The 17513-nt window shown below is 76.9% G+C and carries 21 protein-coding genes; 6 read left to right on the top strand and 15 right to left on the bottom strand.

Features of this window, described 5'->3' with window-relative positions; all coding sequences use genetic code 11:
• The first annotated feature begins 69 nt into the window (after positions 1–69).
• Positions 70–1407, top strand: coding sequence for a uracil-xanthine permease family protein (locus tag GY42_RS10990; protein WP_046529354.1), 1338 nt, complete (start codon positions 70–72; stop codon positions 1405–1407).
• A 70-nt stretch (positions 1408–1477) separates the two neighbouring features.
• Here GY42_RS10990 and GY42_RS10985 read toward each other — a convergent pair whose 3' ends face one another.
• Positions 1478–2188 carry a LytR C-terminal domain-containing protein gene (locus GY42_RS10985; RefSeq protein WP_046529353.1) on the bottom strand — a complete coding sequence of 237 codons (711 nt, stop codon included), beginning with the start codon at positions 2186–2188 and terminating at the stop codon, positions 1478–1480.
• Positions 2189–2228: 40 nt separating this feature from the next.
• The gene (locus GY42_RS10980; RefSeq protein WP_046529352.1) at positions 2229–2525 is read right to left on the bottom strand and encodes a type II toxin-antitoxin system VapB family antitoxin; all 297 of its coding nucleotides are present in this window, start codon (positions 2523–2525) and stop codon (positions 2229–2231) included.
• 163 nt (positions 2526–2688) lie between these two features.
• Here GY42_RS10980 and GY42_RS10975 point away from each other — a divergent pair, with 163 nt between their 5' ends.
• Genes GY42_RS10975 through GY42_RS10965 form a run of 3 tightly spaced genes read left to right on the top strand, consistent with a single transcriptional unit; the run spans position 2689 to position 5602 of the window.
• Positions 2689–3321: a CDP-alcohol phosphatidyltransferase family protein gene (locus tag GY42_RS10975; RefSeq protein WP_046529351.1), complete on the top strand. Its 633-nt coding sequence runs from the start codon at positions 2689–2691 to the stop codon at positions 3319–3321.
• A complete protein-coding gene (locus GY42_RS10970) occupies positions 3318–4253 on the top strand; it encodes a phosphatidate cytidylyltransferase (protein ID WP_052748332.1) in 936 nt (311 codons plus the stop codon). The genes GY42_RS10975 and GY42_RS10970 overlap by 4 nt, the downstream gene beginning before the upstream one ends.
• The gene (locus GY42_RS10965) at positions 4250–5602 is read left to right on the top strand and encodes a lysophospholipid acyltransferase family protein (RefSeq protein ID WP_236686773.1); all 1353 of its coding nucleotides are present in this window, start codon (positions 4250–4252) and stop codon (positions 5600–5602) included. The genes GY42_RS10970 and GY42_RS10965 overlap by 4 nt, the downstream gene beginning before the upstream one ends.
• Positions 5603–5635: 33 nt before the next feature.
• Here GY42_RS10965 and GY42_RS19410 read toward each other — a convergent pair whose 3' ends face one another.
• The 4 genes from GY42_RS19410 to GY42_RS10945 form a co-directional block, all read right to left on the bottom strand.
• Complete coding sequence (locus GY42_RS19410; protein ID WP_052748331.1) at positions 5636–6379, bottom strand: hypothetical protein; 744 nt, start codon at positions 6377–6379, stop codon at positions 5636–5638.
• Positions 6376–6759, bottom strand: coding sequence for a PadR family transcriptional regulator (locus tag GY42_RS10955; protein ID WP_046529350.1), 384 nt, complete (start codon positions 6757–6759; stop codon positions 6376–6378). The genes GY42_RS19410 and GY42_RS10955 overlap by 4 nt, the downstream gene beginning before the upstream one ends.
• Before the next feature lie 168 nt (positions 6760–6927).
• On the bottom strand, positions 6928–7131 hold the full coding sequence (locus GY42_RS10950; RefSeq protein ID WP_046529349.1) for a cold-shock protein: 204 nt from the start codon (positions 7129–7131) through the stop codon (positions 6928–6930).
• Positions 7132–7315: 184 nt separating this feature from the next.
• Positions 7316–7993: an SRPBCC family protein gene (locus GY42_RS10945; protein WP_236686772.1), complete on the bottom strand. Its 678-nt coding sequence runs from the start codon at positions 7991–7993 to the stop codon at positions 7316–7318.
• 87 nt (positions 7994–8080) lie between these two features.
• On the opposite strand from GY42_RS10945, the gene GY42_RS10940 reads away from it, so the two are divergent.
• Positions 8081–9112, top strand: coding sequence for a P1 family peptidase (locus GY42_RS10940; RefSeq protein WP_046529348.1), 1032 nt, complete (start codon positions 8081–8083; stop codon positions 9110–9112).
• A gap of 78 nt (positions 9113–9190) precedes the next feature.
• Here GY42_RS10940 and GY42_RS10935 read toward each other — a convergent pair whose 3' ends face one another.
• From GY42_RS10935 to GY42_RS10925, 3 genes are all read right to left on the bottom strand, one after another.
• Complete coding sequence (locus tag GY42_RS10935; RefSeq protein WP_046529347.1) at positions 9191–10042, bottom strand: SDR family NAD(P)-dependent oxidoreductase; 852 nt, start codon at positions 10040–10042, stop codon at positions 9191–9193.
• Between the two features lie 45 nt (positions 10043–10087).
• Positions 10088–10603 (bottom strand): mycothiol transferase, encoded by a 516-nt coding sequence (locus tag GY42_RS10930; protein WP_046529346.1) that lies wholly within the window; start codon positions 10601–10603, stop codon positions 10088–10090.
• Between the two features lie 121 nt (positions 10604–10724).
• A complete protein-coding gene (locus tag GY42_RS10925) occupies positions 10725–11210 on the bottom strand; it encodes a hypothetical protein (protein WP_046529345.1) in 486 nt (161 codons plus the stop codon).
• A gap of 155 nt (positions 11211–11365) precedes the next feature.
• Here GY42_RS10925 and GY42_RS10920 point away from each other — a divergent pair, with 155 nt between their 5' ends.
• Complete coding sequence (locus GY42_RS10920) at positions 11366–11617, top strand: PLD nuclease N-terminal domain-containing protein (RefSeq protein ID WP_223305110.1); 252 nt, start codon at positions 11366–11368, stop codon at positions 11615–11617.
• 42 nt (positions 11618–11659) lie between these two features.
• Here the strand turns inward: GY42_RS10920 and GY42_RS10915 are convergent, their stop codons facing one another.
• The 6 genes from GY42_RS10915 to GY42_RS10890 all read right to left on the bottom strand — a co-directional run bounded on the left by GY42_RS10915 (position 11660) and on the right by GY42_RS10890 (position 17396).
• Entirely contained in the window at positions 11660–11950 is a 291-nt protein-coding gene (locus GY42_RS10915) for a DUF1905 domain-containing protein (protein ID WP_046530857.1), read from the bottom strand.
• Positions 11951–12010: 60 nt separating this feature from the next.
• Positions 12011–12769, bottom strand: a complete 759-nt coding sequence (locus GY42_RS10910; RefSeq protein WP_052748330.1) for a phosphotransferase — start codon at positions 12767–12769, stop codon at positions 12011–12013.
• Positions 12770–12876: 107 nt separating this feature from the next.
• A complete protein-coding gene (locus GY42_RS10905) occupies positions 12877–13857 on the bottom strand; it encodes a S41 family peptidase (protein WP_052748329.1) in 981 nt (326 codons plus the stop codon).
• Between the two features lie 87 nt (positions 13858–13944).
• Positions 13945–15258 carry an MFS transporter gene (locus GY42_RS10900; protein ID WP_236686770.1) on the bottom strand — a complete coding sequence of 438 codons (1314 nt, stop codon included), beginning with the start codon at positions 15256–15258 and terminating at the stop codon, positions 13945–13947.
• Positions 15259–15283: 25 nt separating this feature from the next.
• Positions 15284–15571, bottom strand: coding sequence for a DUF4287 domain-containing protein (locus tag GY42_RS10895; RefSeq protein ID WP_046529344.1), 288 nt, complete (start codon positions 15569–15571; stop codon positions 15284–15286).
• A gap of 79 nt (positions 15572–15650) precedes the next feature.
• On the bottom strand, positions 15651–17396 hold the full coding sequence (locus GY42_RS10890) for a CotH kinase family protein (RefSeq protein ID WP_052748327.1): 1746 nt from the start codon (positions 17394–17396) through the stop codon (positions 15651–15653).
• Positions 17397–17513 lie beyond the last annotated feature (117 nt).

Raw genomic sequence — 17513 nt, 5'->3', positions numbered from 1 at the left:
GGTCGTCCCGGACGCCGGGTCCGCGGGGTCGCTACCCTCACGTCGGCGGTGACGGCGAGAGGCGGAGGCATGAGCAGCTGGGGCTGGACGACGCACGGCGACGGGCGCACCGTCGCACCGGGCGAGGTGGTGGCGCCCGACGAGCGCCTGGCGTGGGGTCGCACGATCGGCATCGGCATGCAGCACGTCGTCGCGATGTTCGGCGCGACGTTCCTCGTGCCGCTGCTCACGGGCTTCTCGCCGCAGACGACGCTGTTCTTCTCGGCGCTCGGCACGGCGGTGTTCCTGCTGCTCACACGCAACAAGCTGCCCAGCTACCTGGGCTCGAGCTTCGCCTTCATCGCGCCGGTCGGCGCGGCCACGGCGGCCGGTGGCCAGTCGGTCGCGGTGGGCGGGATCCTCGTCACCGGGCTCGCGCTCGTGCTGGTCGGCGTGGTCGCGCACGTCGCCGGCACGCGGTGGATCGACGCGCTCATGCCCCCCGTCGTGACGGGCACGATCGTCGCGCTCATCGGCTTCAACCTCGCACCGGCCGCGTGGGGCAGCTGCCAGGACGACGGGTCGTGCTCGGGGTTCCGGGCCGCACCCGTGACGGCGACGGTGACGCTGCTGTCGATCATCCTCGCGACCGTGCTGTTCCGCGGGATCCTCGGGCGGCTCTCGATCCTCGTCGGGGTGCTCGCGGGCTACGCGGTCGCGCTCGTGCGGCACGAGGTCGACCTCGACCCCGTGCGGGACGCGGCGTGGATCGGCCTGCCGCCGTTCGTCACCCCGACGTTCGACGTCGCGGTGCTGGGCCTGTTCCTGCCGGTCGTGCTGGTGCTCGTCGCCGAGAACGTCGGGCACGTGAAGTCCGTCGCGGCCATGACGAACCGCGACCTCGACCCGTACGTGGGCCGTGCGCTCATGGCGGACGGCCTCGCGACGACGCTCGCGGGCACCGGCGGCGGGTCGGGCACGACGACGTACGCCGAGAACATCGGCGTCATGGCGGCGTCCCGCGTGTACTCGACCGCCGCCTACTGGGTCGCGGCGGCCACGGCGCTCGTGCTGTCGCTGTCGCCCAAGTTCGGTGCGTTGGTCGCGACCATCCCCGCGGGCGTGCTCGGCGGTGCGGCGACCGTGCTGTACGGCATGATCGGCCTGCTCGGCGCCCGCATCTGGGTGCAGCACCGCGTCGACTTCTCCGCGCCCGTGAACCTCATGCCCGCGGCCGTCGCGCTCATCATCGGCATCGCGAACTTCGTGTGGACCGCGGGTGACCTGCGGTTCGAGGGCATCGCGCTCGGCACGGCCGCCGCGATCGGGCTCTACCACCTCATGCGGCTCGTGGCCCGGTGGCGGGGGACGAGCCAGGAGCCCGCGACGCCGGCCTCGGTGCCCGGCGGCGACGAGATCACGCACTGACGGGCGCCGGTGCGCGGTGCACGTCCGCCGCGCACCGGCCCCTCCGTCGGCCGCTCGGCCGGCGGGCTGCTCAGCCTGCGGGCTGGTCGCCCTCGGCGGGCTGGTCGCCCTCGGCGGGCTGCTCGCCCTCCGCCGGCTGCTCGCCGTCCGCGGGCTGCTCGCCCTCGCCCGCCTGCTCGCCGTCCTGGGTCGCGGCGGTGAGCTCGGAGAACGGCGTGCAGCCGCTCGGCCCCACGAGCGGGGTCGCCGGGTCGAGCACGACCTGCTCGGGCGGCAGCAGGCCCTCGAACCCGGACCCGACGGTGAGGTCGATGCGCGCGTCCGCACGGTCGGCGAGCTGCAGCACGGCGTCCGGCAGGTACGCGAGCAGCGTGTACGCGGCCGCGCTGCCCGCCGGTCCGTAGACGATGCGGCCGACCCCGGACACGGACGGCGCGTTGTCGGTGGCGCCGACGACGAACCCGAGCCCGGTCAGCGACTGGGCCGTCTGCCGCGCGAGCCCCGCCGTGCCGGCGCCGTTGTACACGTCCACCGTGATCTGGTCGTTCGGCACGGGCAGCGCGCCCTCGGGCGGGCAGTAGACCGCGACGCTCTCCGCCGCGGCGGTCGGCTTCGCGGAGAAGCCGCGCTCGAAGAACGGCAGCGACAGGTTGTCGGTGTACATCGCCGCCGCGCCGAGCCCGGCCACGCCCAGCCCGGCGATGAGCACGCCGAACACGACGGCCTGCCGCTCGTGCACGTGCCGGCGGCGCAGCGCGCGCGCCCGGTCCTGGTCGCTCATGCTGCGCCCCCCGTCCTTCGCTCGACCCGGTCGCCGTGCGTCACGTCAGCACCAGCACCCGCGCGTGCAGCAGGGCCCGCTGGTGCAGCGCCGCGCGCACCGCGCGGTGCAGCCCGTCCTCGAGGTAGAGGACGCCCTTGTACTCGACGACGTGCGCGAACAGGTCGCCGTAGAAGGTCGAGTCCTCGGCCAGCAGCGCGTCCAGGTCGAGCGTGCGCTTGGTGGTGACGAGCTCGTCGAGCCGCACCTGCCGCGGGGCGACGTCCGCCCACTGCGCCGGGGTCGTCAGCCCGTGGTCCGGGTACGGGCGCCCGTCGCCCACGGCCTTGAAGATCACGGGCCGAGTCTAGGGGGTCGGTGGCGGCGTGCCCGGGAGCGTCCACCTCGCGTCCCGGGCCTCACCTGCGGCGCGGGCGGCCCGTCGGTGCGAGCGTGGTCCGGACGGGTGAGCGGCGGACGCCGTCGGGCCCTGTCGGCGTGCCGTCGCTACAGTCGCGGGCATGCCGTCGCTGTACGCGCTCAAGCCCTGGTACACCCGGCGGCTGCATCGGTTCGTCGCGGGTGCCGTCGCGCGCGGGACGTCGCCCGACCTGTTCACGGCCGTGGGCGTCGTCGCGGCCGCGCTCGCGGGCGTCGCGCTCGCGTTCGCGTGGTGGCCGCTCGCGTTCCTGCTGCTGGCGGCGCGGCTCGCGGGCGCCAACCTCGACGGCGCGGTCGCGCGCGCCCGCGGCGTGTCGCGGCCGTGGGGCTTCGTGCTCAACGAGCTGGGCGACCGCACCTCCGACCTGCTGATGTTTGCGGGTCTCGCGGTGCTCGCCGTCCGCACGGGCGGCGAGCCGCTCGTCGGGCTGTCGCCCCTGACGTGGGTGCTCGTGGCGGCCGTGGCGGCGACGCTGCCGACGGTCGTGTCGGTGTCCGGCGCGGGCGCGGGGGCGCCACGGCTCAACGGCGGGCCGCTCGGCAAGACCGAGCGGTGCGCGCTCGCGGTCCTCGGCGCCGCGCTGCCCGGTCTCCTCGCGTGGGTCGCGCTCGTGGTCGTCGTCGGCTCGGTGCTGACCGCCGTGCTGCGCGCGCGCCGGGTCCACCGCTCGCTCACGCGCGGGCCGGTCGGCTCCCCGGGGACGGTCGCGTGAGCGTCGACCCCACGCAGCGCCCGGGTGTGCTCGACCCGCTCGCCGCGTGGACCGGGCTGGACCGCACGGCGTACGCGCTCGACCTGCGGCTCGGCGGCTGGCACGTCGACCTCGACGGCCGGGCCGTGTTCCTGCTCGCCCTCACCGCGGGGATCCTCGCGGTCGCGGCCGTGCCCGTGCTCGCGTCGCGCCGGCCCGAGCTGCGGCGCCGCTGGACGACATGGGCGCTGATCCTGCCGGTCATCGGCGTCCCGATGTGGCTCGGCCCGGGGCCCACGGCCGTGCTCGCGGCGCTGCTCGCGCTGCAGGCGGTGCGCGAGTACGCCGCGATGACGCGGCTGCCGCGCCCCGAGACCGCGATCCTGCTGGTCCTCGCGGTCGCCTACCCGCTCGCGGCGTGGCTCGACCCGGCGCTGCTCGGGCTCGTGCCGCTCGTGGCGCTGCTGTGCGCCGTGCCGGCGGTGCTCGCGGGCGACGTGGACCGCGGCGTCGAGCGTGCGACCGGTGCCGCGTTCGGGTCGATCTGGTTGTGCTGGTCGCTCGCGCACCTCGTGCTCGTCGGCTCGGACGCGTTCCTGTTGTGCTTCGCGGCCGCCGCGGCCGACGTCGCCGCGTGGTGCGGCGGGCAGGGGCTCAAGCGGTTCGCGTGGGCGCGTCGACCGCTGTCGCCGCTGAGCCCCAACAAGACCGTCGGCGGGCTCGTCGGGGCGGCGATCGGTGGCACGCTCGTCCTCGTGGTGCTCGGCGCGGTGTCGCCGGGACTGGTCGTCGCGGTCGTGCTCGGCGGTGTGGGAGGTGACCTGGTGGAGTCGATGGTGAAGCGGCGCGCGGGCGTCAAGGACGCGGGCACGTGGTTGCCCGGGTTCGGCGGCCTGCTGGACCGCGTGGACTCGCTGCTGCTGGTGCTGCCGCTCGCGTGGGTGCTGGCGTGAGCGCCGACGACCGCACGACGGCCGCCGACGACGCCGCGTCCTCCCCGGCGGCGGACGCCCCGGGCGCTGCGGGCTCGCCCCCCGCGCACGGTCACCACGGCGGTCACGCGGGCGACGTGCTCGCGGCCTCGGGCGACGCGCTGCGGCGCCTGCGCCGCCGGGTGGGCCTGCCGCCGGGCTTCAACCTCGCCGGTGCCGTGCGGCACACCGTCTGGCGCAACGTGTTCCACCTGGTCGGTGGGTTCCGCGTCGTGGGCTCGGCGCCGTACGAGGCGATGGTCGTGGTCGCGAACCACTCGTCGCACGCCGACACCCCCGCGCTCATCGCGGCGTTCCCCGCGCCGTACAAGCCGGTGGTCGTCGCGGCCGACGACTACTGGTTCGACAACCCGTGGAAGGCCCGCGCGCTCCGGCTCGCGATCGGCGCGGTCCCGGTGCGGCGGCAGGGCGGCGGCGGGTACGAGTCGCTGCTCGACGGCGCGACGCAGGTGCTGGGCAGCGGGTCGAGCCTCCTGGTGTTCCCCGAGGGCACGCGGTCGACCGACGGGCGGCTCGGGCGGTTCCGCAGCGGCGCGCTGCGCATCGCGCAGGAGTTCGACGTGCCGATCCTGCCCGTGGCGGTCGTGGGCACGCACGAGCTGCTCGCGAAGAAGGGCCGCCTGACGCCGGGGCCCGTCGAGGTGCGGGTCGGTCACCCCGTCGACCCGCACGGCCTGACCGACATGGCGCCGCTCGTCGCGCAGATCGAGGGCATGCTCGCGGCCGGCCCGCCCGTGCCGTCCCGGTCGCGCACGTGGCGCGTGCTGCGGGGCGTGATGTCCGGCCCCGCGGGCATGGTCGGCGCGGTGGCCTGGGGCTTCGCCGAGGCCGTGAGCCTGCCCGTGACGTCCGAGATGTACCTCGTGCTGGTCGCGGCGTCCCACCCGCGGCGCGTCGTGCCGGCCGCCGCGTGCCTCGCGGTCGGGTCGGTCGCGGGCGTGCTCGTGACGCGCGCGCTCACGGCGCGCGGCGAGCGCCCGCCCGCGCCGCTGACGACGCCCGCGATGCGGGCCCGCGCCGCGGCCGACCTGGCGGTCGGGGCGCGCGGCATCTGGCGGCAGGCCCTCAACGGCGTCCCGGTGAAGGTGTACGCGGCCGAGGCGGGTGCCGCGGGCGTGCCCGCGGTGCCGCTGGCCGCGCACGCGCTCGGCGCGCGGGGTGCGCGTGCGCTCGCGGTCGGTGCGGTCGTCGGGGCGGCGGCGGGCGTCGCGGCGCCGGTGCTCCGCCGGTTCTACGGCCCGTACCTCGCGGCTGCGGGCGTCACGTTCGGCGTGGGGCTCGCGGCGGTCGTGCGGCGCTGGAGCCGCTGACCGCCGCGAGCCCGCACGCGGGCGCCGGCCCCCTCAGCGCGACAGCAGGACCACGCCGACGACCGCGAGCACCGCGATCGCTGCCTGCACGCCCGTCGTCACGAGCGTGAGCCGGCCGGTCTCGCGGCGGGCGGCGGCGAGCGCGGCCTCGCGGTCGCCGCCGGGGGCGACGACCGGGTCCTCGAGGGTCGGGCGGCGGCGCGCCAGGACGACGGCCGCGAGCGCGACGGCCGCGCCGCCGAGCGTGACGGGCGCGGCGGGGAGCGTGGCGACCTCCCACGCACGTCCCAGCAGCACCAGCACGACGGTCGGCACCATGGGCGCCATCACGACGAGCGACGCGCGCAGCGGGGAGCCGGTGACGAGGAACCGCAGCAGGGGCGTGCCGTAGCGCTGCAGCACGAACGGCGTGACGACCACGACCACGACGACCGCGAGGATCCCCACGGTCAGGGTCAGGGCACCTGACTTCACCCAGGCGCCGAGGCCGTTGAGCGCGGCGACGAACCCGGCGGCGCCGAGCGCGTAGGGCACCATGTCGCGGGGGTCGTCGGGCGTGGGGCGCGCCGCGGTCTCGGCGACCTGCTCGGCGTACCGGGTCGCGTCGCCGAACGCGTCCTGCGCGGTCGTGCCGGAGTCGAGCACGTGGGTCTCGATCTCGGTGAGGACGTCGCCGATCACGTCGCCGGGGACGTCCCGCAGGCGCAGCTCAAGGACGAGCGCCTCGGTCCAGTCGGGGTCGACGTGCGGTGCGAGGGTCGCGGGGTCGAGGCTCACGGGGCCACCTCCGGTGTCGTGACGAACGTCTGGGTGAGGGCGGCGAAGCGCGACCAGCGCGCGCCCTCGTCGTGCAGGTGCGTGCGGCCCGCGGCGGTGAGCGCGTAGTACTTGCGCCCGGGGCCGCCGTCGCCGGGCCGCCACTCCTCCTCCACGAGGCCCGCGGCGTGCAGGCGCGCGAGCAGGGGGTAGAGCGTGCCGCCCTTGATCTCCCCGAGGCCGGCGGCGGCGAGCCGCTGCGCGATCTCGTAGCCGTACGTGGCGCCGGCGGTGAGCACGCGCAGCACGCACAGCGTGAGGACGCCGCGCAGCCAGTCGCTCGGCCAGTCGGCCGGTGCGGCGGTGCCGGGGGTGTCCTCGGCGCGGGATCGGGTGGGCATGGCTAGACAGTACGACTGACTAGATAGGAACACAACCTAGGTGCTCCGCCGGGTCCGACCCGCACCTCGGTACGTCGTCGAACCCCGACCCCGGAAACGGCGAAGGGCGCCCCGACCCGGAGGTCGGAGCGCCCTTCGCGAGAGCTGTCAGGCTCGCTGAGCGGAGGCTCAGGCGGGCTCGACGTTCGAGGCCTGGGGGCCCTTGGGGCCGGCCTGCACGTCGAACTGCACGCGCTGGTTCTCCTCGAGCGAGCGGTAGCCCTGCGTCTGGATGGCCGAGTAGTGGACGAAGACGTCCGGGCCGCCGTCCTCGGGGGCGATGAAGCCGAAGCCCTTCTCGGCGTTGAACCACTTCACGATGCCAGTAGGCACTGTCATTCTCCTCATGCGTGTACTACGACCCCGACGACCGGGACCGGGTGAATCACGGTGGCCGTCGTCCGCTCCGGAGAAGGTGGACAAGCACAGCACTGCGACTACGGGTACACAGTAGCCGGACACGGGCGTGCGAAGCGAGGCCTTCACCCCAAGTCGTCCCGGCCCGGACGGCGGACGCTCAGCCCGTGGACCCCTCGGCACCCGCGAGCACGCGTGCGCGCAGCCCGCGCAGCATGCCCCGCGTCATCACCGTGCTCAGCAGGCACGACGGCTCCGCCACGAGCCGCGACGCCGCCGACGTGTACACGTACCGCTCGCGCACCACGACCCGCGTGCCCCCGCGGGGGTCCGGCCGCAGCACGAACGCCCACGAGAACCCGTACGGCGGCGGCGCGGCCCCCGCGGGCGCGTCCGGTCCGCAAAGCACGAGCGCCCGGCCCGGGTCGACGACCGCGACGTCCAGCCCCTTCGCGGGGTGCAGCCGCACCACGTCACCCACCGCGAGGTCCTGCCACGCGGGCTCCACCCGGTCGGCCGAGCGGATGTCGCAGCCGACCAGGTTCTCGAGCGCGTCGTACGAGTAGAAGCCGCCGCGCCCCTGCCCGATCTGCACGAGCCACGGCCACACGTCCTGCGGACGTGCCGCGACACCGATCGCGCGTGTCGCCACGAGGTCCGCGCCCGGCGTCAGGTCGTCGCCCGGCAGCGTCGCGTCCAGCTCGTCCTCCCGCGCGCCCCACTGCAGGCCCCACGCGCGCGCCACGGGCAGGCCCGCGACGCCCAGCGCGAGCGTCGTCCCCAGCACCTCGCGCGGGCGCGGCAGCGGCAGGCGCAGGGTCAGGTGTCGGCGGTCCACGCGTCCACCGCACCACGCGGTGCCCGCGGGCGGTTGAGCCGAACGTCCCGTCCGCGGCGCCGGGCCCGGGCGTGCCACGCTGGGTCGATGAGCAGCCAGCCCGACCCCGCCGGCACCGCCGCGCCCCCGACCGGCGCCCTCACCGACGTGCGCGGCGTGCGCGTCGGGCACGTGCAGCGCTCCGGCGACGGGTGGCTCACCGGCGTGACCGTCGTCCTCCCGCCACCCGGCACGGTCGGCGGCGTCGACGTGCGCGGCGGCGGACCCGGCACGCACGAGACCGACGCGCTCGACCCGCGCACGCTCGTGCCGACGGTCGACGCGGTCGTGCTCACGGGCGGCAGCGCGTTCGGCCTCGTCGCCGCGCACGGCGCGCAGCGGTGGTGCGCCGAGCAGGGGCGGGGGTTCCCCGTGTCGCCCGTGCCGGGCCGCGTCGTACCGATCGTGCCGGCAGCGGCCGTGTTCGACCTGGGACGCGGCGGCGACTTCGCGGCGCGCCCCACCGAGCAGATGGGCCACGACGCCGCGGCCGCCGCGCACGCGTCGGGCGACGGCGCACCCGTCGCGCGGGGCGGGGTCGGCGCCGGCACGGGTGCGGCGCTCGCGGGCGCGTCCTACCGCGGCGGCGTCGGCACGGCGTCGGTGCGCCTGCCCGACGGGCCGGCCGCGGGCGTCGTCGTCGGCGCGCTCGTCGTCGTCAACGCGGCGGGCGCGCCGACGGGCCTCGGCGCCCCCTCCGCCGCACCGGGCGGTGCGCTCGACGTCGACGGCGCGCGCGTCGTCGACGCCCCCGCCGACCCGCCGCTCAACACCACGCTCGTCGTCGTCGCGACCGACGCCGCGCTCGACCCCGCCGAGACCTCACGCACCGCGACCACCGCGCACGACGGGCTGGCGCGCGCGCTCGACCCCGTGCACACGCTCGCCGACGGCGACACGGCCTTCGCGCTCGCGACCCAGGCGGTCGCGCTGCCCGCCGCGCGGCCCGACCGCGTCGCGGCGCTCGTCGCGGTGCAGGCGGCCGCCGCCACCGCGGTCGAGCGCGCGGTCGTCGACGCCGTGCGGTCGGCGCGCGGCGTGCGCACGCCCGCGGTCGAGCTGCCGGGCTGGACGGACTGACACCGCGTCGAGCGGTGACGCCCGGACCGACGTCACGCGACCGGGCGACGCCGGTCGGGGCGCCGCCCGCGGGGCCCCTCAGGCCAGGCCCAGCAGCTCCTCGCTGCGCTCCCACAGCACGCGCGCGAGCGTCGGGTCGTCGCCGCGGTGGTTGACGCGCGCGATCCGGCCGTCGGCCCAGTACTGGCCGGACGGCCAGTCGACGTCGGGCCGCTCGCCGGCCAGGCGCACGAGGTCCGCGGCGCCCTGCTCGGGTGTGCGCAGCACGCGCTGGCCCAGCGGCGACCGGTAGAACCAGCCGAACAGGTCGTGCGACGTGCCCGCGAAGCTCGTCGCGACGCCGCCCGGGTGCACGGCCGCCGACGCCAGGCCGGCGCGGTGGTACCGGCGGTGCAGCTCGCGCGTGAACAGCAGGTTCGCGAGCTTCGCGTCGGCGTACGCGCGGAACGGCACGTAGCGCCGCTCGTCCTGCCGGCCGCCCAGCACCAGGGCGTCGGCCGTCGTGAGGCGCGACACGCGGTGCGCCGCGCTCGACGTCGTCACCACCGCCGGGCCGTCCGACGCGAGCAGGCGGTCCAGCAGCAGGTGCGTCAGCAGGAACGGCGCGAGGTGGTCCACCTGGAACGTCGTCTCGAGGCCGTCCTGCGTCCACGCCAGCTCGGGGAACAGGCCGCCCGCGTTGTTCACCAGCGCGTCGATGCGCGGGTGCGCCGTGAGCAGCTCGTCGGCGAGCGCGCGCACCTGCGCCAGGTCCGTGAAGTCCGCGAGGTGCGCGGTCGCCCCGGCCTCGTCCGCGACGCGCCGCGTGCGCTCGGCGTTCCGGCCGACGACGACGACCTCGTGGCCCGCCGCGGCGAGCGCGCGCGCCGCGGCGGCGCCGATCCCGTCGCTCGCTCCCGTGACGACGACCGTGCGGGGGTGGTGGGTCACGCGGGGCTCCTCGGGGTGCGGGATCGTCGGACGGGCGTCGGTGGGTCAGCGGGCGTCGAGCAGCCCGCGCAGGTACGCGGCCTGCCCGGTGTGCTCGAGGCAGTCGGCCAGCACGCTGACGAGCCGCACGCCGAGCGTCACCGGCGGGTCCCACTCCTCGTCGACGACCGTGCCGAGGTCGTCGTCGTCGATCCGCTCGAGGTACGCCAGGGTCTGCGCGGTCGTCGCGTCGAGGTAGCCGAGCAGCAGCGCCGGGTCCGCGTCGACGCGCGCGACGTCGGCGGGGGACTGGCCGTAGCCGGTCGCGTCGGCGGCGAACGGCAGCGCGAGGCGCGCCGCCCAGCCGTCGGCCGTCCACACCTGCTCGACGCCCGCGAGCGGCGCGACCTGCGCGTCCTGCACGCGCGCGGTGTGCCACACGAGCCACGCGAGCGTGTTGGCGCGCGGGCCGGGGCGCCACGTGCGGCCCGCGGCGTCCACGCCCTCGAGCGCGCGTCGCAGGGCGGGCGGCACCCGCTCGAACCCGTCGGCCAGCACCGTGCGTGCACCTGTTCCCGTCACGGGCCCGACGCTACGACGCGCGGCTGTGCGCCGCACGGCGGCCTCGCGTGCCGGGGTCCCGCTGCGTGGGTGCCGGGCGCGGGTGCCGGGCGGCGGGTGCCGGCGTGCGTCGTGACGCGGGTCAGCCGACGGTGCCGGTGACGCGCAGCCGCGTCCCGAGCGCGACGTCCTCGACGCGCACGCGGAGCCCGCGCGCGGCCGGGAACGCGTCCCCGACGAGCGGGCCGAGCCGGTCGAGGTCGACCTCGACGACGGTCGCGCCGTCCTGCGTGGACGCGGTCGCGACACCGGCCGGCAGCTTCCCGAGCTGGTCTCGGACGCCGTCGGTGACGAACCCGGAGAGGTCCAGGCGCACCTTCGGGTGCGACGCGACCAGGGCCACGCGCCACCGTCGCCCCTCGACGCCGCGGTCTTCGACGCGCACGTCGACCGGGCCGGCCATCCGCGTCGCGAGGCGCACGGCCCCCGGGACGCCGGGCAGCTCGTGCACCCGGACCCGGGCGTGCACCGCGCGGTCGTCGCCGCGGACGTCGGTGACCGCGGGCGGCAGCGCGTCGGCCGCACGGGCCAGCGCGAGGGCCTCGTCGAGCGTGAGGGTGAGCTCCATGCGCCCAGGCTACGAGCGGGCGGCGGCCCGCGCGGGCCGGCGGGCGCACCGCTGCGCCGGGCCGCGTCGGGTGCGTGGCGTCGGCCGGCACGGCGGCGGGACGTCCGGCCCTGCGGCGCGCGCCGGGACGCGGGACGATGGGGGCGACGCCGTGCGTGACGGCACCGACCGAGGAGGGCGGCATGCACCTGCAGCACCAGAGGTGGAGCGACCTGAGCGCGCGGCGGCGCGTCGGCGTGGTGGTCGTCTCGGCCGCGCAGCTCGCGCTCACGGCCGCGGCGTACCGGGACCTCGCGCGCCGTGACGCCGACGAGGTCAACGGCCCCAAGGCGGCGTGGGCGCTCGCGATCCTCGTGAACTGGGTCGGACCGCTCACGTACTTCGCGAAGGGGCGCGTGCGGTCCTGACGCCGGGCCCTGACACGGTCCCGACCGGCGAGGCCGCGACCGTCACACGTCGACGAGCCGGAGCCGGACCCGCACGGCGTCGCCGACCGCCGCGCCTGCGGCCTCGCGCACGGCGCGCTTGACCGGCAGCACGAACGTCTCGCGGCGCTTGTCGGGGAACAGCGACGTGCGCCACGTCGTCGGGCCGAGCGTCACCTCGACGCGCACCGACCCGAACCCGCCCTGCCGGCCGCGCGTCAGGTCGTCGACCTCGTCCGCGACGTCGAACGGCAGGTCGACGAACACCCAGGACCCGGCCTGCCAGAGGGTGGTCTCGACGTCGTACTGCGGCACGCCGCGACCGTACCCGGGGGCGCCCACACGCGGGTCCCGCGACGGTGCGTCGAGGTCGGGTCAGCCGACGGTGCCGGGCGCCGCGTCGACCGCGCCCGACGCCAGGTCGCGCAGCAGCCGCGCCCCGGCCTGCACGGTGTCCGGCGGCATGCCGTCGCGCAGACGGCGCGCGACGACGTCGTCGAGCCGCGCGAGCGGGTCCCGCTCCGCGACGGCCGCGAGGAACGCGACGAGCAGCGCGCGCAGGTGCGGGCGCGTCACCGCGACGGCCGCGACGTCCCCCGCGGCGCCGTCGACGCCCGCGACCGCGGCCTCCGCGAGCACGATCGCCGTGTGCCCGAGGTCGAGCGCCGGGTCGCCCGTGCGTCCCGACGCCCAGTCCACGACCACGGGCCCGTCGGCGGCGAGCAGCACGTTGGCGGGGTGCAGGTCGAGGTGCAGCACGCGGTCGCCCCCGGCCGTGCCGAGCGGCGGGGGCAGCGCGTGCAGGCGCGCGTGCAGGTCGGCCAGCACCGCGGCGACCGCGTCGGCGTCGAGCGTGCCGGCGACGTACGCCTCCAGCAGCGTCGGCCCGTCGACGCGCTCCATGACCATGCCGCCCGGCTCCTGCTCGTGCAGCGCGGGCACGGGGTAGCCGTGCGCGGCGACGTGCCGGTGCAGCGCGACCTCGGTGGTGGTGTCGCGGCCGTCGAGGTAGCGGCGGCGCACGAGGCCCGGGCCGGCGTCGAGGACCACCGCCTCGCGGCCGCGCGCGACGACCGTGCCGTCAGACTCCCCGGAGAGTGCGGCGTCGGGAGCGGGGTGCTCGGCGGACGTCACGACGCACGTCCCGGGCGGCGGTGCGGGGCGGCGGCGGTCACGACGCGAGCGTAGGGCCTGGTCGGAGTCCGGTGCGGGCGGTTCGCGCGGCGCGCGCCGCCGAGGCGTCAGGCGCAGCCTCGCTCGGTGAGCCACGCGCGCGCGGCGTCCGCCGCGGCGGCTCCGCTGCCCGTGTCGGTGTCCGGCGGGATCGGCTCCTCGCCCAGCAGCTCGCCGGTGTGCGACTCGGTGACGCCGACCGTGAGCTGCAGCGTCGCGCCCGTGTAGAGGGGGATCTGCTGGTTCACGCTCGCGTAGCCCGCGGTCGGCACGCCGAACACGTGGACGTCCTCGCGGCCGCGCAGCGCGACGAGCGTCTGCTCGCCCGAGCTCGCGGTGCGCTCGTCGACCAGCACCGCGACGGGCACGTCCAGGCGGGGCGACGCGCGGGGCGCCGTGATCGACGTGCCGCCGCCCGTGACGCGACCGCGCGTGAGCCGCACCTCGCTGCGCCGCTCGCCGGTCACGAACGTCTGGAGCACGCCGTCGGGCAGGAGCTTGGCTACGCCCGCGACCATCGGGCCCATGTCGCCGCCGGAGTTGCCCCGCAGGTCCACCACGACGCCGCACACGCCCGGCTCCGCGAGACCCGTCGCGAGCGTGTCGGTGTACGCCTGCGCGGCCGCGAGGTCGCCCGTGAACTCGGGCACGACGAGCGTCGCGACGCCGCCGTCGCGCTCGACGGACGCGGGCTGCTGCGGTGCAGGAGCGGCGTCGCCGGTGCGCGCCGGGACGAGGGTCGAGTGCGGGCCGCCGGCGACCTGCACGGCCTCGGCGAGGATCGCGTCGACGTCCTCGAGCGTCGCGGCCGTCGCGATCGCGCCCTGCGCGCGCTCGCGCTCGTCGTGCCACTGCGGCGACGACGCGTGCAGCCCGCCGTCGAGCATCGTCAGGACGGTGTCGCCGTAGCGCTGCGGCGTGGGCGGCACGAGCCAGACGTTGAAGCGGGGCCCGACGAACCACACGAGGCCGACGCCGGCGACGACGAGCAGGAGGAAGGCGCTCAGGAGCGCGACGAGCAGACGGCGGGCACGACGGGGGCGGGGCACGGTGTTCCTTCCGGGGGCTGCTCCCAGCGTCGTCGGTGCGGCGGGGCGAGCGCTTCCCCCGGGGGTCTGACCTGCGCGGGCGCCGCGTCAGCCCCTCGCACGACGGGCGACGGCGACGACTGCGACCGCGCCCGCGACGGCGAGCCCGCCCGCGACCGCGGTGAGCCCGCCGTACCCGACCTGCGCGAGCGCGACGCCCGCGAGCGCACCACCGCCCGCACCGGCCAGCGACATCAGCGCGTCGGACACGCCCTGGACCGTGACGCGCTCGTCGCCGGGGATCGCGCCCGCCATGACCGCCGAGCCGGCGACGTTCGCGGCCGACCACCCCACGCCCAGCAGCACGAGCCCCACGGTCACCGCGCCGTGGCTGCCGCCGCCGACCCCCGAGACCACGGACGCGACGACCAGCACCGCGAGCCCGCCGACCAGCACGGCCGTCGCCCCCAGCCGGTCCGCCAGCGCGCCCATGACCGGCGACAACGCGTACATCCCCGCGATGTGCAGGCTCACGGTCAGGCCCACGAGCTCGATCGACGCCCCGTGCCCGGCCATGTGGACGGGCGTCATCGACATGACCGCGACCATCACGGCGTGCGCCACGAGGATCCCGACCAGCGCGGCCACGGCGCGCGGGTACCGCCCGAGCGTCGCGAGCGCCGCGCGCAGCGGCACGTGCGGGCGCGGCCCGGCGGCACCGCCGCCGAGCGCACGGGCCGTGAGCAACGGGTCGGGACGCAGCCCGACCCACAGCACGAGCATCGCGGCGACCATGCCGACGGCCGAGAACACGAACACGGCCGCGAGCTCGGGCAGACCCGTGAGGCGCGACGTCGGCTCGCCGAGCCGCACGAGGTTCGGTCCCGTGACGGCACCGACGGTCGACGTCCACACGACGAGCGACAGGTCGCGCGCCCGCGTGCCGGCGGTCGACAGGTCGGTGGCCGCGAACCGCGCCTGCAGGTTCACCGCGCTGCCGACGCCCATGAGCGCCGCCCCGACCAGCAGCAGCGCGAACACCTGCACGACCGCGGCGACGACCACCACGACCGCGCCGACCGACGCGAGCGCGAGCCCGGCCGACAGCGACGCGCGCCGCCCGCGGGCCAGCGCGAGGCGTGCGAGCCACAGCGCCGACAGGGCAGCGCCGAGCGTCGCGGCGGTCGTCACCGACCCGGCCCACGCGTCGGACCCCGACAGCTCCACCGCGATGAGCGACCCGACCGACACGACCGAGCCCGCCGCGACGCCGCTGAGCACCTGCGCGAGCGCGAGCAGCCCGACCGTGCGGCGGCGCAGGCCCGCGGGTGCGGCCGTCGGGGCGGGCGGTGCCGGGGAGGGCGGCAGCGGGGCCACCGGGACCGCATCGGCCGGGGGCGGTGGGGTCGGGTCGGCGGTCACGTCGGGAGCGTAACCAGCAGCCACGTCACTCAGGGCGCGTGGCCCGACCGTCCAGCCACAGCGTGTCCGACGCGTCGCGGTGCGTGCCCGCGGTCCCGACGTGCGTCGTCGCGATCCGCGGGCCCTTCGTGATGACGTGCACCATCGCCATGCCGTGCCCGCGGCCCAGACCGTAGTCGTCGGCCAGCCACGCGAGGATCGGCCCGGCCTTGGTCGACGCGTCGAAGCCGCGCTCGTGCGCGAGCTCGACGAGGCGGCGCGGCGTGAGGCCGGTCTTCTCTTCGACGGCGTCGAGGTAGGCCTGGAAGGACATGGCGCTCCTGCGGGGTGCGGTGGGCGGGGTCAGGGGTGCTGACCCCGCCCGGGCCGCGAACTCGTCGGGGGCGGCGACGTCAGGTGCTCGACGTCCCGGTGGTGTCGGTGCTCGCCGGACCGCTGCCCGCCGCGCCGTTGCCGGTCGTGGTGTCCGCCGCACCGCTGTCGGCCGTGTCACCTGCCGCACCGTTCGTGGGGCTCCCGGTGGTGCTGCGCGCCGTGGGGCCCGCGGCCAGCGCCTGCGAGATCGTCGCGGCCTCCTGCGTCACCGTGTCGGGGTCGACGAGGTCCGCCGCCTGGTCGGTGAGCAGCGCGACCAGCGCATCCAGGTGGTCCTGAGCAGCGCCGTTCGTCACCGCGCTCGCGGTGAGGTCGGCGAGCGCCTCGTCGTAGGCCGCCGCGAACGTGTCGGTCGCGAGGAACCGCGTCACGAGCGCGTTCCCGGCGCCGCCCGGTCCGCCACCGGGCATGCCCGGTGCACCGTTCGCGGCGTCCTCCCCGTCCGGACGCGCGGGACGCTCACCGTCCTGCGGGGCCGCGCCCTGCGGCGGCCAGCCCTGCGGGAGCTCGCCGTCCGGGAGGTCCGGCAGCGCGCCCTGCGGGGGCGTCGGTCGCTCGCCGCCGTCGGCCCCGGGCTCGCCGCCGGGCATCCCACCGCCCGTCCCGCCGCCCATGCCGCCGCCCATGCCGCCGGAGAACGACAGGTTCTGGTCCCACGCGACCACCGTGAACAGGCCCGTCGTCTCGTCCCAGCGCAGGTAGGAGTTGTTGCCGGGGCCGTCGATGTCGTCCCAGTTCTGCACGACGTCCTGTGCGGCGAGGTACCGCGCGAACGCGTCGACGTCCAGGTAGTCGCCCAGCTGCGCCGCGAAGTCCTCGTCGCTCGCGTCGTTCACGAGCGCGAGCAGCTCGATCAGGGGCGCGTACTGCTCGTCCTCCGGCAGCGAGCTCGTGCTGCTCTTCACCTCGAACGCGTCGGCGTACGCGCTCGCGTCGTCGCCGCGGTACGACCAGTCGCCGTCGCTGTCGGCCTTGTAGGTGATGCCGGGGTTCTCGAAGGTGTCGGCGTTCCACAGGTCGTCGTCGGGCAGGTCCAGCACCAGCCGCAGCCGCTCGTCGTCGCCGTTGACGCTCAGCCGCACGTACGTCGCCTGCTCGGCGGGGACGTCCGCGAGCGCGAGCACCTGCAGCGCGACGGCCTCGTTGAGCGACGACTCCGTGCTGCTGCCGCGCACCACCAGGTCGGTGCGGCCCGCGTACTGCTGGCCGTCGACGTACTTGTCGAGCCGGATCAGCCACGGCAGGCCCGCGGGGTCGTCGGCGGAGACGGAGCCCTCGCCCAGGTCGTCGCGCGCGGGGGCGTCCGCGGGGGCCTCGGACGTGCCGGCGCCGTCGGTGGTCGCGTCCGCGTCGTCGGTCGCCCCCGCCGCGCCTCCCGCGTCGTCGGACCCCGGGCGCGACGCGAGCCCGCGCAGGCTTGAGTTGCCCTTGAGGCGCAGCCCGACGTCCTGGAGCTCCTGGCCGTCGATCACGACCGTCGCGCGGATCCACTCCTTGTCCCCGGTCGCGGCGTACGCGTCGAGCATCGCCTGGTAGTCGTCCTCGTCGTACGTCACGGCGATCGAGTGCACCGTCGTCGTGTCGAACAGGTCCGCGCCCGCGGTGGCGCTCGCCGCGGCGCTCGTGCCGGACGCGCCGGACGCGGCGTCGGTCGCGGGGACGGAGCACGCCGCGAGCGTCGCCGCGAGCACCGCCGCGACCGTCGCGCGCAGCGCCCGGCGTCGTCGGTGGGTGGGGGTCGGGAGGTCGTCGTGGTGGTCCATGCGTCGACCGTGCCCGGCGGCGCTGTGGCCTCGCTGTGGTGCGCACGGGTCGCGGCCGTGAGACGCCGCCTCGGCCCGGGCGGATTTCACCCGCTGCCAGACCGGGAGGAATGGTCC

This window comes from Cellulomonas sp. FA1, assembly GCF_000986825.1.
In the GTDB taxonomy this organism is placed as follows: Bacteria; Actinomycetota; Actinomycetes; order Actinomycetales; family Cellulomonadaceae; genus Cellulomonas; species Cellulomonas iranensis.
The sequence above is the reverse complement of the archived record's forward strand: the minus strand, read 5'-3'. Positions and strand labels throughout refer to the sequence as shown.